Origin of the sequence: Crenalkalicoccus roseus (assembly GCF_004761865.1) — a bacterium.
In the GTDB taxonomy this organism is placed as follows: Bacteria; Pseudomonadota; Alphaproteobacteria; order Acetobacterales; family Acetobacteraceae; genus Crenalkalicoccus; species Crenalkalicoccus roseus.
This window is the reverse complement of the sequence record NZ_SJDM01000021.1, coordinates 15,384-28,745: the sequence shown is the minus strand read 5'-3', so window position 1 is coordinate 28,745 and position 13,362 is coordinate 15,384. Positions and strand designations below refer to the sequence as shown.

Sequence of the window (13,362 nt, the reverse complement as noted above, 5' to 3'; positions counted from 1 at the left end):
GGCCGTTTCCGACCCTCCGCGACCCGCCCTCTAGATCGCATCGAGTGCGTGCGCCCTGAGGTCCTCCAGGCGGCATACCTGCAGCGCCGCGACATGCGTCGCCTCCAGCAGCACGCGCGGCGCCACGCCGGCGCGGCGCGCCTCCTCCCAGCGCGCGGCGCAGAGGCACCAGCGGTCGCCGGGTGCGAGGCCGGGGAAGCCGAGGGCGGGAATGGGGGTGGAGAGGTCGTTGCCCCGCGCCTTCGAGAAGGCGAGGAACGCCTCCGTCATCTCGGCGCAGACAGTGTGCAGCCCGGCATCCTCCGGCCCGGTGTTGCAGCAGCCGTCGCGGTAGAAGCCGGTGAGCGGCGCCACCGAGCAGGGCAGCAGGGGGCCGCCGAGCACGTTGCGCGCGGCCGGCCGCTCGGGCCGGCCGCGCCGCGGGTCGCGCAGGTCGTCCGGCATCAGGCCGCGGCGCGGATGGCGGCGGCCTTCACCTCCTCGTCCACGGTGCCGGCGAAGGTCTCGAAATTCTTCTCGAAGCGGCCGACCAGCTCGCGCGCCGTGCGGTCATAGGCTTCCTTGTCGGCCCAGGTGGCGCGCGGGTTCAGCACCTCCGCCGGCACGCCCGGCACCGCCTTCGGGATCATCAGGCCGAAGAAGGGGTCGCGCACGAACTCCGCCCGGGCGAGCGAGCCGTCCAGCGCCGCGCGCAGCAGGGCGCGGGTGTGCTGGATGGACATGCGCCGCCCGGTGCCGAAGGCGCCGCCGGTCCAGCCGGTGTTGACCAGCCAGCAGTCGGCGCCGTCGCGCGAGATGCGCTCGGCCAGCATCTTCCCGTACACTTCCGGGTGGCGGGGCAGGAAGGGCGCGCCGAAGCAGGTGGAGAAGGTGGCCTGCGGCTCCCGGCCGAGGCCCTTCTCGGTGCCGGCGACCCGCGCCGTGTAGCCGGAGAGGAAATGGTACATCGCCTGCGCCGGCGAGAGCCTCGCGATCGGCGGCAGCACGCCGAAGGCGTCGGCGGTCAGCATCACCACGTTGCGCGGCGTGCCCGCCTGGCCGCCCGGCACGGTGTTGGGGATGAAGTCGAGCGGGTAGCAGGCGCGGGTGTTCTCGGTCAGCGAGGCGTCCTCGAGGTCGAGATGGCCGAACTCGTCCGCCACCACGTTCTCGAGCACCGCGCCGAAGCGGTGGGAGGCGTCCCAGATCTGCGGCTCCGCCTCGCGCGAGAGGCGGATCACCTTGGCGTAGCAGCCGCCCTCGAAGTTGAAGACGCCGCCATCGGACCAGCCGTGCTCGTCATCGCCGATCAGGCTGCGCTCGGGGTCGGAGGAGAGGGTGGTCTTGCCGGTGCCCGACAGGCCGAAGAACAGCGCCACGTCGCCGGCGCGGCCGAGATTGGCGCTGCAGTGCATCGGCAGCACGCCGCGCTCCGGCAGCAGCCAGTTCATGACGGTGAAGATGCTCTTCTTGATCTCGCCGGCATAGGAGGTGCCGCAGATCAGGATGGTCCGCGCCGCGAAGGAGAGGGCGATGCAGGTGCCGGTGCGGCAGCCATCCTCGGCCGGGTCGGCCTCGTATTCCGGGGCATGGAGGATGGTGTAGTCCGGCCTGAAGCCTTCCAGCTCCTCCCGCGGCGGGCGGATGAACATGTTGCGCGCGAACAGCGCGTGCCAGGCGTTGGTGGTGACCAGGCGCACGCGGATGCGGTGCGCGGGGTCGGCGCCGGCGTAGAGGTCCTGGGTGAACAGCACCGGCCGCCGGCCGAGCCAGCCCCTGACCTTGGCGGCGAGGCCGCGGAATTTCTCCGGCGCCAGGGGGCGGTTGACCGGCCCCCACCACACCTTGTCGCGCACCTCGGGGTCGTCCACCACGAACTTGTCCTGCACCGAGCGGCCGGTGTGCACGCCGGTGACCGCCATGAAGGCCCCGTCGGCCGAAAGCCGCCCCTCGCCGCGCCGGATCGCGTGTTCGTAGAGCCCCGCGGCCGTCAGGTTGGCGTGCACGGTGCCGGCGCTGGAGACACCGGTACCGGCGAGGGCGGGGGCAGGCGAGGGCATTCGGACGTCCTCCGGAGACGGGTGGCCGCGTCGGCGCCCGGTGCCGGGGTCGGCGTGGCACGGCGACGCAACGGGGGCGTTTCGATCAGCAGGGAGGCCAAATTACGGCGGCGCCGAAGCCAGGGTCAACGCGGCCGGGCCAGAGGCCGAACAACCCTGGGTTATCGCAGCCGCGCCCGCCCCTGGCGCGCCGCCTCGACCAGCGCAGCGCGCACCTCCTCCACCCGCCCGACCGGGCGGCCGAAGGGCAGCCGCAGCACCGCCTCGCCCGCCGCCAGGTCGGCCCCGTCCACATCCACCGCGACCAGGCGCCACGCCCCCTCCCCGCCGCCGAGCAGGCCGCGCGCGATCGCCGCCACCGCCTCCGCGTGGTCCTCGTTCACATGGGCGATGATCGCCGCCTCCGCCGCGGCGATCGCGGCCACCGCCTCGGGCTCCGGGGCCAGTTCGCCGGCGCGAAGGCGCACTGCGCGGGCGAAGCCGCCGACCAGCAGCGCCCCGCCCGGCCGCACCCGCCACAGCGCGAAGTCGGCGAAGTCGGCGTAGGGGACGGCGTAGGGGTGGCGGGCCAGCCAGCGCGCCTTGAGCGCCGGCACCTCCGCCTCCGGCACCCGCTCGGCCAGGCCGGTCAGGGTGAGGCGGGGCGCGGTCTGCGGGTTCGGCCCCTCGGGCGCCCCCTGGACCAGCAGCGCGCAGCGCGGCTCGGTCTGCAGATGGCGCGTGTGCTCCGACAGGGAGGAGAGCCAGAGCAGGGGCGAGAGGTCGGGCGCCGTCGCCGGCGTGACCAGGCTGGCAAAGGGCTGGCCGTCCCGCTGGGTGGCCAGGGTGGCCACGCGCGCCGCGCGCAGCAGCCGCCGGGCCTCGACAATCGCCGCCTCCGCCATGATCGTCCTCCGCCGGGGCGCCGCCGTTGCGCAGGTGGCGCGCCCGCAAGGGAGATGGTGCCGATGACCCGCCTCGTGAACACGCCGCGCCTCGGGCGGCGCGCCCTGCTCGGTGGCCTCGCCGTCCTGCCCGGCGCGGCGCTGGCCTTCCCCGAGCGGCCCGTGCGCCTCGTGCTCGGCTTCCCGCCCGGCACCGGGCCCGACCTCGTCGCGCGGCTGCTCGCCGAGGGGATGCGGGAGGGCCTGCCGGCCGGCCTCGTGGTGGAGAACCGGCCCGGCGCCGCCGGACACATCGCCGCGCAGGAGGTGGCACGCGCCGTCCCCGACGGCCACACCCTGCTCCTCGGCGAAGTGGGCCAGCTCGCCATGGCCCCCTCCACCTATGCGCGGCTGCCCTACGACCCCGCGCGGGACTTCGCCCCCGTCGCCGAGATCGCGGCGATCGACTTCGCCTTCGTCGTGCCCGCCTCGGTGCCGGCGGAGGACCTCGCCGGCTTCGCCGCGTGGGCGCGCGGCCGGGGGCAGGTGTTCCTCGCCACCTTCGGCGCCGGCACGCCCGGCCATTTCGGCGCCAGCCTGCTCGCCGCCGGGGCCGGGGTCCAGGCGGAGCCGGTGCATTTCCGCTCGACCGGCGAGGCGATGACGGCGGTGCTCAACGGCGAGGTGCAGGGCCTGTTCGGCACCGTCGCCCTCGTCGCCCCGCATGTGCAGGCGGGCCGCGTGCGGGCGCTTGCGACGACGGGGACGGCGCGGTCCGCGCTCCTGCCGGCGGTGCCGACGGTGGCCGAGGCCGGGCGCCCCGACCTTGCCCTGGAGGCCTGGTTCGGCCTGGTCGCCCCGGCCGGCACGCCCGAGGCCGCGCTGGCGGCGCTCGAGGCGGCGGCGCTGCGCGCCCTCGGCGCGGCGGCGCTGCGCCAGCGTCTGCAGGAGGCGGGCTTCCGCGTCTCCGCCCGCGACCGCGCCGGCTTCGCCGCGCATATCCGCGCCGAGACGGCGCGCTGGGCCGAGGTGGTGCGGCGCACCGGCTTCCGCGCCCTCGAGTAGGGGCGGAGCGCGGGAGGCCGGGAGCGCGGCTCCGCTCCGCCAACAGGGGTCCAGCACCGTTTCCGCGCGCGGCCGAGGGGTCACGGCCCCGGGCCGAAGGCGCGGGGCGGCCCCTCAGAAGCTGAGCGCGACGCGCAGCCCGACGGTCAGCGCGTTGCGCGCCTCCGCCTCGGCGCCGGGATTCACCACGAACTGCGCGGTGGGCTGCACCAGCCAGCCCGGCCGTACCTGCGCAGCGTAGGTGAGTTCCACCAGCGCCTCCTGGCGCCGCAGCCCGCCAGCGAGGTCGTCGAGCAGCCGCGCCTCGCGGTCGCGGCGCCGCGCCGGGCCGGAAAGCTGCGCATAGGCGAAGCCGAGGCCGAGCACGTCGTCGGGCCGGCCTGGCAGGAGGCCGGTCCAGGTCAGGCCGCCATCGAGGTAGAAGTCGATGGGGTTGCGCCCGCTGGGCGCCGCGGCCACGCGCAGGAAGGCGCCGAGCCCGCCGCTCTCCTGCCCGCCCGGCCGCCAGAGCAGCGCGTCGGCCACCGCATAGGCGCCGAAATTGCCGCGCCGCGTCACCGCATCCTCCGCCGTGGCGCGCAGATCCTCGAAATGGCCGGTATGGTACCAGGCGCCGAGCTTGAATGTGGCGGGCAGCCCCGCGGCCCCCCGCCGCGCGGCATGTGCCAGCTCCGCGATGAGGAAGGCGTCGTCGCCCAGCGGGAAGAGCAGCCCATGGCGGTTGGCCCGCTGCGGATCGCCGGCGCGGCCGCCCGCGGGATCGCCGTTGAAGGCGGCGACCGCGAAGGATGTCCCCTGCGGCGCGCCGAGCCGGAGGCGGACACCCGGCGTGGCCAGCGGATAGGCGGGTCCGCCGCCCGGCAGGTTGACCGCGGTGATGCCCGGCCAGCCGAAGGTGGCATTGACGAAGATGCCCGCGCTCTCGCTGACCAGGAATTCCTCGTCGGCCAGGATCTGGCCGAGGCGCAGCGCGGCGAAGCCGCCGAACATCTCCTGCTCGAACCAGGCCTCGTAAAGCCGGGTGGAGGGCACGGCCTCGATGCCGCTCGTGGTCAGCAGGTTGCCGAGATAGTGTTCCGACAGGCCGCGGCCGTGGATCTGCAGCGCGCTGACATGGAGCCGCCCCCCCTGCCAGCCCGCCATGCGCTGGAGGTCGAGCGTGACGCCAAGGCCGAGGAGCCCGTGATAGGCGGTGCCCCGCCGCGCGCCGCCGCGCAGATTGCCGAGCACCTCGGCGGTGTAGTCCAGCCCGATGTCGACGCCGCGTGCCGCGAGGGCGCTGCGCCGGCCGCCCCAGTCGCCGGTCAGCGTCTCCCCGGCGAAGTCCGGCAGTCCCGAAGACGCCTCGGCGCGCGCCATGGCAGGCGGGGCGGCGCCGGCCATCAGCAGGGCCAGCGCGGACAGCCAGGGCTTGCACCTGCGCAGCGGCGGGGATGGCGCGGCGTCCGCCGCGGGGGGGATCGGGGCGCTGCCCGCCGCGAGGTCCTGCGCCGCCGGCCGATCGTCGGACGGAAGGCCGAGGGCGGGTCCGGGCGCCGGGCGGTCCTCGGCCCGCGCGGCGTGCGCGATCCTGCTGTCCATGGTCATGTCTCCTTGCTCCTCCGGCCGGCAGAACGGTCCGCCCCGCCCGCGGGGCGGCGCGATCGGGTGCTGTCCTGGAGCGTCCCGCCCGCGGGCGGGGCGCCCCTCTTCCCGCCCGCGGCCGGGGATGGCCGCGGCGGGACCCTCTCGGTCGGAAGCCGAGGCGAGGGGCGTCATTCGGCCGCGAAGCCGAAGACGTAGAAGGCGAGGCCGAAATAGATCAGCACGCCCGCCGCGTCGGCGATCGAGGTGATCAGCGGCGCGCTGGCGGTCGCCGGGTCCCGCCCGAAGCGCGAGAGCAGGAAGGGCAGCGACATGCCGATGGTGCTGCCGACGATCACGATCAGCACCATGGAGGCGGCCACGACCGCCGCCACCTCCGGCCCCGCCCGCACCACGCCGATGACCGAGACGGCGAGCGCCATGGTCAGGCCGAGCAGCCCGGCCACCACCGCCTCCCGGCCGATCAGCTTTCCGTAGTCGCGCATCCGGACGTCGCCGGTGGCGAGGGCGCGCACCATCAGCGTCGCCGCCTGGCTGCCGGCATTGCCGCCGGAATCGATCAGCAGCGGCAGGAAGAACACCAGCGCGACATTGGCCGCGATCATGTCCTCGAAGGCGGCGATGCCGGCGCCGGAGAAGATGTTGCCGAACACCAGGATCACCAGCCACAGCACGCGCGCGCGATAGAGCATCCAGAGCGGCGCCCGCAGCACGTTGACCGCGATGGGGCCGACCGAGGCCTGCTTGCGGAAGTCGAGCGTCGCCTCCTCCGCCTGGATGTCCATCGCGTCGTCGGCGGTGACGATGCCGACCATGCGTCCCTGCGCGTCGGTGACCGGCAGCGCGCCGAGATCGTACCGGGCGACGAGCCGCGCCGCCTCCTCCCGCGGCGCATCGGCCTCCACCCGCACGACGTCGGGCACCATCATGTCCACGACGCGGACCTGCGGCTCCACCAGCATCAGGTCGCGCAGCGACACCACGCCGATCAGCCGCCGTTCCGCATCCACGACATAGGCGTCGTAGATCGATTCCCTGCTCGGCGCCTCGCGCCGCATCACCTCGATCGCCTCGCGCGCCGCGATGTCGGGGGGAAGGGCGACGTAGTCCGAGGTCATCGCCGCGCCCACCGTGCCCTCCGGATAGGCGGCGAGCCGCCGCACGTCCTCGCGCTCGGCATGGGCGAGGCCGGGCAGCAGCGCCTCGCGCTCGGCCGGGGGGAGGCGCTTGAACAGGTCGGCGCGCTCGTCCGGATGCATGGCGGCGAAGATGCCGCCCATCTCCCTGCGATCGAGGGCGCGCGCCAGGGCGAGCTGGGTCGTGGGCTCCAGATAGCCGAAGACCTCCGCCTGGCGCCGTTCCGGCAGCAGGCGCAGGAGGTGCGCCGCCTCCGCTGCCGGCAGCGGGGCGAGCAGGCTCGCGATGTCGGTGGGATGCTGCGGCCGAAGCATCGTGGCGATGGCGGCCGCGTCGCCGCGGTCGAGCAGCAGGCGCAGGGTCTCGGCCTCGACTCTCCTGACCATGGGGGAACTCCGTCGGCAGGGCATGGCCGGCCGACGGCTTCCGCCCTACCTCGCGCGAGGTCGGCCGGTGCCGGGGACGGCCTTCGGTTGGCGTGCTGGGGCGCTATCCGGCCGCGGCGCACGGGGCGCCGCGGCCGGCCGACTACTTCCGTCGTCCATGCGTCGCCTCCTCGCGGCGAAAGCCGAGCGGGTCCGGCCCGGCCATGATGGCCCGCCAGGCGCAGACGGGGCGGCGCGTGCCGTGGTCGAGATGCCAGGACGCGACGAGCGCCGGTCGCGGCGGCCGCCCATCCGCTGGCGTGCCGGGGAAGTCCCGGCGCGGCAGCGGGATCCAGGTGATGTGGCTCATCCTCGCCTCCATCGGCCGCCCGGCGGCGGTGGAGGCGATGGGGTCAGCGCCCCGTCGCCTCGGGCCCGCGGCCCGGGAAGCCCTGCTGTGTGGAGGGCACCGCGGCTCCCGCCGCGGCTGCGACGAGGGCAGCGGTGCCACGACTAGGGTGGCAATCCATCGTGCTCTCTGTTCCAAGGGTCGGACACGCCGGGGCGCGCCGACACAAACCAATTCTTACGGCGAAGACAGGATGTCAAGCCCGGTTTTTCCGTCCCGGGCCATCAAGGGGCGATTCCTTCCGGCGATGCGGTTCAGACGGCCCTCGCCCCGATGTCCCGCCGGCAGAACCCCTCCGGCCACTCGATCGCGTCCACCGCCCGGTACGCCGCCTCCCGCGCCTCACGCAGCGTCGCCCCGGTCGCGGTGACGCCGAGCACCCGCCCGCCATTCGCCACCAGCGCCCCGTCCGCCCGCCGCGCGGTGCCGGCGTGGAACACCTGCACCCCCGGCACCGCCTGCGCCCGCTCCAGCCCGCGGATCACGCCGCCCTTCGCATAGGCGCCGGGGTAGCCGCGCGCGGCCAGCACCACCACCAGGCTGTGCGCCTCCGACCAGCGCAGATCGAAATCCGCCAGCTCCCCGTCGCAGGCGGCCAGCATCGCCGTCAGCAGGTCGGAGCGCAGGCGCACCATCAGCGCCTGGCATTCCGGATCGCCGAAGCGGACGTTGAACTCCAAGAGCCTCGGCCCCGCCGCCGTCAGCATCAGCCCGGCGAACAGCACGCCGCGGAAGGGCGCGCCGCGCCGCGCCATCTCCGCCAGTACGGGGCGGACGATGCGCGCCATCACCTCCTCGCGCAGCGCCTCGGTGACCATCGGCGGGGGCGAGTAGGCGCCCATGCCGCCGGTGTTGGGGCCGGTGTCGCCCTCCCCCACCCGCTTGTGGTCCTGCGCGGCGGCGAGCGGCAGCGCCACCTCCCCGTCGCAGAGGGCGAAGAAGGAGACCTCCGGCCCCTCCAGGCATTCCTCGATCACCACCGTCGCGCCGGCCGCGCCGTGGACGCGGCGCTCCATCATCTCCGCGACCGCGTCCTCGGCCTCCGCGACCGTCTGCGCCACCACCACGCCCTTGCCGGCGGCCAGCCCGTCCGCCTTCACCACGATGGGCGCGCCCGCGGCGCGGAGATGGGCGCGCGCCGCCGCCGGGTCGTCGAAGCGGGCCCAGCGCGCGGTCGGCACGCCGGCGGCCTCCGCCACCTCCTTCATGAAGGCCTTGCTGCCCTCGAGCCGCGCCGCCGCCGCGGTCGGGCCGAAGCAGCGGATGCCGGCCGCGGCGCAGGCATCGGCCAGGCCCAGGGTCAGCGGCGCCTCCGGCCCCGCCACCACCAGGCCCACGCCCTCCCGCGTCGCGAAGTCCACCAGCGCGGGCACCTCCTCGGCGCCGATCGGCACGCACTCCGCCACCGCGGCGATGCCGGCGTTGCCCGGGGCGCAGAACAGCCGCGTCAGCACCGGAGAGGCGGAGAGCGCCCAGCACAGCGCGTGCTCCCGCCCGCCGCCGCCGACCACCAGCACCTTCATGGGACCACTCCCGCTGAGAAACGTATGGGGAACGGGTTCCCCGGCGCCGGCCGCTTAGCATAGGATGGGGCGATGGACACGCAGCCGCCGCCCCGCGATTCCGTCAGCAACATCCCCGAATACACGGTGGGCGACCTCTCCGGCGCCGTGAAGCGCACGCTGGAAGGCGCCTTCGGCCGCCTGCGCGTGCGCGGCGAGGTGGTGGAGTGCAAGGCCTACGGCCCGACGCGCTTCTACTTCTCGCTGAAGGACCCCGACCCGGAGAGCAAGGCGAAGCTCAACTGCGTCGTCTGGTCCTGGAGCCCCGGCCGCTCCGGCGTGCGGCCGGAGAACGGCGCCGAGGTCGTCGCCACCGGCCGCCTCACCACCTATGGCGACCGCTCCAGCTACCAGCTCACGGTGGAGCGGCTGGATTACGCCGGGGAGGGCGCCCTCCTCGCCCGCATCGAGCGGCTGCGGCGGAAGCTGCTGGCCGAGGGGCTGTTCGAGGAGGGGCGCAAGCGCCCGCTGCCGCGGCTGCCGCTGGTGGTGGGCGTCGTCACCTCCGAGCGCGGGGCGGTGATCCAGGACATCCGCACCACCATCGCCCGCCGCCTGCCGCGGCGCATCCTGCTCTGGCCGGTGGCGGTGCAGGGGCCGGGGGCGGCGGAGCAGATCGCGGCCGCGATCAGCGGCTTCGGCGCCCTGCCGCCCGATGGGCCCGTGCCGCGGCCCGACGTGCTGATCGTGGCGCGCGGCGGCGGCAGCCTCGAGGACCTGATGGCCTTCAACGAGGAGGTGGTGGTGCGCGCCGCCGCCGCCTGCCCCATCCCGCTGATCTCGGCGGTGGGGCACGAGACCGACACCACCCTGATCGACTTCGCCGCCGACCGCCGCGCCCCCACCCCGACCGCGGCGGCGGAGATGGCCGTGCCGGCGCGGGCCGAGCTGCTGGACGACCTGCGGCAGAAGGCGCTGCGCCTCGGCCAGTGCCTGCGCGCCAGGCTGCGCGAATCCCGCCTTTCCCTGGCGCGGGCCGAGCGGGGCCTGCCCGACCTGCCGGCGCTGCTCGGCCGCATGCGCCAGCGCCTCGACGACTGGTCGGAGCGGCTGGAGCGCGCGCCGGCGGACTGCCTGCGCCGCCGCCGCGCCCAGCTCGACCACGCCACGGCGCGGCTGCGCCACCCGCGGGAGGTGATCGCGGCGCGGCGCGGCGCGCTGCATCTGCGCATGACCCAGGCGACCGCCGCCTATCGCCGCGTGCTGGCGCGCCGCCAGGCGGCGCTGGCCGGGGCCTGCCTCACCCCCGGCCCGCTCGCGGCGCTGCTCCGCCAGGACCGGCTGCGCCTGGAGTCGCTCGCGGCGCGGCTCGAGGGCGTCTCCTACCAGTCGGTGCTGGCGCGCGGCTTCGTCCTGGTGACGCGGGAGGACGGCACGGTGCTGGCCCGCGCCGCCGAGGTCGCGCCCGGCGCGCGCCTCAGCCTCGGCTTCGCCGACGGCGTGGTGGGCGCCACCGCCGATGGCCCGCGCCCGCTGCGGCGCCGCCCGGCCGGGGAGGAGGAGGCGCCGGCGCAGGGGGCGCTGCTGTGAGGGCGAAGCGACGCGCCCTGCTGGCGCTGCCCGCCCTCGCCCTGCTGCCGCGCCGGGCGGGGGCGCAGCTCGCGCTCGGGCCGAAGGGGCTGGCGCAGGGGGGCTTCGTCACCGGCGGCGCCGCGCCGGGCACGCGCCTTGCGCTCGACGGCCGCGCGGTGCGGGTGGGCCCGGGCGGGGAGTTCGCCTTCGGCTTCGGCCGCGACCACGGGCCGGAGGCGGTGCTCACCGTCACCCCGCCGGGCGGGCGGGCACAGGCGCAGCGCCTCGCCATCGCGAAGCGGGAGTGGGACGTGCAGCACATCACCGGCCTGCCGCCCGCGCAGGTGACGCCGGACGAGGCGGCGCTGCGCCGCATCCGCGCCGAGCGCGAGCGCCTGGCGGCAGTGCGGGCGGTGGACAGCGCGCGGGTGGATTTCGCGCAGGGCTTCGTCTGGCCGGCGCGCGGGCGCATCAGCGGCGTCTTCGGCAGCCAGCGGGTGCTGAACGGCCAGCCGCGCCAGCCGCATTACGGGCTGGACATCGCCGGCCCCACCGGCACGCCGGTGATGGCCTCGGCCACGGGTCAGGTGACGCTGGCGGCGGAGTTCTTCTTCTTCGGCCGGCTGGTGGTGCTGGACCACGGGCACGGGGTGCACACCCTCTACGCCCACCTCTCCGAGATCGCGGTGGCGGAGGGCGAGGTGGTGGAGGCGGGGCGCCGCATCGGCGCCATCGGCGCCACCGGCCGCGTTACCGGCCCGCACCTGCATTTCAGCCTGGCCTGGTACGCCACCTGGCTCGATCCGCAGCCGGTGCTGCCGCCCGTCCAGGGGTGAGCGCCGGAAGGCGCCCCCTCAGCGGGCGGCGCCGGATTCGACCAGGGCCGGGCCGGGCGCGGCCAGGCGCTGGGTGGGCAGGCCCTCCTCCTGCGCCCAGAGCGTGACGCCGGCGCTGGCGGCGGTGCAGAGGAAGGCAAGGAGCAGCAACAGGCGCAGGCTCACGGCGAGGGCTCCAGAAGCCGCTCGAGGGCGGTGCGGATGGCGCGCCGCTCCGCCTCCTCGAGCGCGTACATGCCGAACAGGGAGGCCATGAACAGCCCGTCGCAGGCGGCCATCACCGCCTGCGCCACGCCGGTGGGAAGGCCGTCCTCGCGCTGCCGGGCGCGGATGCGGCCGATGACTTCCCGGACCGGGTCGAGCAGGGCCGGATCGTGGTGGAAGGCGGCGAGGAAGACGGCCGCGGCGCGCTCGTGCTGCTGGCAGACCGCCTCCGGATGGTCGAAGGTCCAGGCGAGGATGGCACGGGTCGTGCGCCCCCGCCCCTCCGGCTGGGCCTCCAGCACCTGCCGGAACGCCTCCTCGACATGGCCGGCCATGCGGTTCAGCAGGCCGGCGAGCAGCGCTTCCTTGGAGGCGAAGTGGTAGAGCAGCCCGCCCTTGGAGACGCCGGCCTCCCGCGCCGCCGCCTCCAGCGTCAGCCCGGCGACGCCGCGGGCGCGGATGATCGCCTCGGCCGCGTCGAGGATGCGGGTGCGGGCATCCGGCAGGGGGGCGGCGGGCGAATCGCTCATGCCGCCTTAGCTATACCGGCCGGACGGTTTGTCAAACGGCCCGCGCCGAAATTTCCAGGACCCTCAGGCCGCCACCGGCACCCCCGCGGCCAGCGGGTCGAGCAGCGCCTCGATCGCCGCCGGTTCCTCCCATTCCAGCCGCACCGTCACCACCGTCACCCGGGCGCGGAAGGCGGGGGGGATGCGCACGAAGTCCTTGCGCGTGGTCACCGGCACGGCGCGCAGCCGGTCGGCCTCGGCCAGCAGCGCGCGCAGGTCGCCCTCGTCGAAGGGGTAGTGGTCGGCATAGGCCTCGCGCCCGGCCAGCACCATGCCGGCCTGCTGCAGCGTGGCGAAGAATTTGCGCGGGTTGGCGATGCCGCAGAAGGCGAAGACCGGCTGGCCGGCGAGCAGCGCCGCCTCCGGACCCGGCGCGAGGTTGGCACGCAGCACCGGCAGCCGCGGCGGCAGCTTCGCCACCGCGCCGGTCTCGTCCTCGCCGACCAGCACCGCGGCGCGGCAGCGCGCGGCGGCAGCCTCCACCGGCTCGCGCAGCGGCCCGGCGGGGATGATCCGGCCGTTGCCGAAGCCGAAATTGCCGTCGATCACCAGCAGCGACAGGTCCTTCTCCAGCGTCGGGTTCTGCAGCCCGTCATCCATGACGATGGCCTGCGCCCCGGCGGCGATGGCGGCGCGCGCGCCGGCGGCGCGGTCGGCGGAGATCCAGGTCGGCCGCTCGGCGGCGAGCAGCAGCGCCTCGTCGCCGACATCGGTGCTGTCATGCGTGGCGGGGTCCACGCGCAGCGGCCCTTTCAGCCGCCCGCCATAGCCGCGCAGCAGGAAGTGCACCGCGATGCCCCGCCTCGCCAGGCGCTGGCCGAGGTCGAGGGCGAGGGTGGTCTTGCCCGCCCCGCCGGCGGTGGCGTTGCCGCAGCAGATCACCGGCACCGGCGCCTTCCAGCCGGGCCGGGCGACGCGCCGCGCCGTCGCCGCGGCGTAGAGGGCGGAGAAGGGGGAGAGCAGCAGGGGTGCCAGGCTTGCGCTTTCCCCGCTCCAGAAGCCGGGGGCGCGCATCAGGCGTGAACCTTGGCGTGCATCGGATGTCTCGTTCCCTGGCCGGCCCCGGATCCCGGCGCCGGCCTTGATGGCGGAGCAAACCGCGCAAGGTCGGCTCCGCGCAAGTGGTTGCATTCCCTCGGGGGCGTGCCCGGCCCGGGGCAGGCGCCGCCCTCGGGCACCGTTTCCGCTCTCCCCAGGCCCGCTACGCCGGCGCCACC

The 13,362-nt window shown here is 75.5% G+C and carries 13 protein-coding genes; 3 read left to right on the top strand and 10 right to left on the bottom strand.

All coding sequences use genetic code 11. The features are described 5' to 3' along the window. Window positions 1-30: 30 nt before the first annotated feature. From ET526_RS13755 to ET526_RS13745, 3 genes are all read right to left on the bottom strand, one after another. Window positions 31-444: a DUF2237 family protein gene (locus ET526_RS13755; RefSeq protein WP_135468280.1), complete on the bottom strand. Its 414-nt coding sequence runs from the start codon at window positions 442-444 to the stop codon at window positions 31-33. Next, a complete protein-coding gene (locus ET526_RS13750; protein WP_135468279.1) occupies window positions 444-2,039 on the bottom strand; it encodes a phosphoenolpyruvate carboxykinase in 1,596 nt (531 codons plus the stop codon). The genes ET526_RS13755 and ET526_RS13750 overlap by 1 nt, the downstream gene beginning before the upstream one ends. Before the next feature lie 161 nt (window positions 2,040-2,200). Continuing rightward, on the bottom strand, window positions 2,201-2,923 hold the full coding sequence (locus ET526_RS13745) for a HugZ family pyridoxamine 5'-phosphate oxidase (protein WP_135468278.1): 723 nt from the start codon (window positions 2,921-2,923) through the stop codon (window positions 2,201-2,203). Window positions 2,924-2,986: 63 nt separating this feature from the next. Between ET526_RS13745 and ET526_RS13740 the strand changes: the two genes are divergently transcribed. Continuing rightward, window positions 2,987-3,967, top strand: a complete 981-nt coding sequence (locus ET526_RS13740; RefSeq protein ID WP_135468277.1) for a Bug family tripartite tricarboxylate transporter substrate binding protein — start codon at window positions 2,987-2,989, stop codon at window positions 3,965-3,967. A gap of 114 nt (window positions 3,968-4,081) precedes the next feature. Here ET526_RS13740 and ET526_RS13735 read toward each other — a convergent pair whose 3' ends face one another. The 4 genes from ET526_RS13735 to purD all read right to left on the bottom strand — a co-directional run bounded on the left by ET526_RS13735 (window position 4,082) and on the right by purD (window position 8,985). Then, window positions 4,082-5,548, bottom strand: a complete 1,467-nt coding sequence (locus ET526_RS13735) for a carbohydrate porin (RefSeq protein WP_158295583.1) — start codon at window positions 5,546-5,548, stop codon at window positions 4,082-4,084. Between the two features lie 173 nt (window positions 5,549-5,721). After that, window positions 5,722-7,074, bottom strand: a complete 1,353-nt coding sequence (gene mgtE / locus ET526_RS13730) for a magnesium transporter (protein ID WP_135468275.1) — start codon at window positions 7,072-7,074, stop codon at window positions 5,722-5,724. 142 nt (window positions 7,075-7,216) lie between these two features. Then, complete coding sequence (locus tag ET526_RS13725; protein WP_135468274.1) at window positions 7,217-7,423, bottom strand: hypothetical protein; 207 nt, start codon at window positions 7,421-7,423, stop codon at window positions 7,217-7,219. A gap of 293 nt (window positions 7,424-7,716) precedes the next feature. Further along, complete coding sequence (gene purD / locus ET526_RS13720) at window positions 7,717-8,985, bottom strand: phosphoribosylamine--glycine ligase (protein ID WP_135468273.1); 1,269 nt, start codon at window positions 8,983-8,985, stop codon at window positions 7,717-7,719. A 72-nt stretch (window positions 8,986-9,057) separates the two neighbouring features. Here purD and xseA point away from each other — a divergent pair, with 72 nt between their 5' ends. Then, window positions 9,058-10,554, top strand: coding sequence for an exodeoxyribonuclease VII large subunit (gene xseA, locus ET526_RS13715; protein WP_135468272.1), 1,497 nt, complete (start codon window positions 9,058-9,060; stop codon window positions 10,552-10,554). Beyond that, a complete protein-coding gene (locus ET526_RS13710) occupies window positions 10,551-11,372 on the top strand; it encodes a M23 family metallopeptidase (protein ID WP_135468271.1) in 822 nt (273 codons plus the stop codon). The genes xseA and ET526_RS13710 overlap by 4 nt, the downstream gene beginning before the upstream one ends. An 18-nt stretch (window positions 11,373-11,390) precedes the next feature. Here the strand turns inward: ET526_RS13710 and ET526_RS21270 are convergent, their stop codons facing one another. The 3 genes from ET526_RS21270 to lpxK all read right to left on the bottom strand — a co-directional run bounded on the left by ET526_RS21270 (window position 11,391) and on the right by lpxK (window position 13,159). Next, entirely contained in the window at window positions 11,391-11,537 is a 147-nt protein-coding gene (locus tag ET526_RS21270) for a hypothetical protein (RefSeq protein WP_158295582.1), read from the bottom strand. Then, window positions 11,534-12,106 carry a TetR/AcrR family transcriptional regulator gene (locus ET526_RS13705; protein WP_135468270.1) on the bottom strand — a complete coding sequence of 191 codons (573 nt, stop codon included), beginning with the start codon at window positions 12,104-12,106 and terminating at the stop codon, window positions 11,534-11,536. The genes ET526_RS21270 and ET526_RS13705 overlap by 4 nt, the downstream gene beginning before the upstream one ends. A gap of 63 nt (window positions 12,107-12,169) precedes the next feature. Continuing rightward, window positions 12,170-13,159, bottom strand: a complete 990-nt coding sequence (gene lpxK, locus ET526_RS13700) for a tetraacyldisaccharide 4'-kinase (RefSeq protein WP_135468269.1) — start codon at window positions 13,157-13,159, stop codon at window positions 12,170-12,172. Window positions 13,160-13,362: the final 203 nt, after the last annotated feature.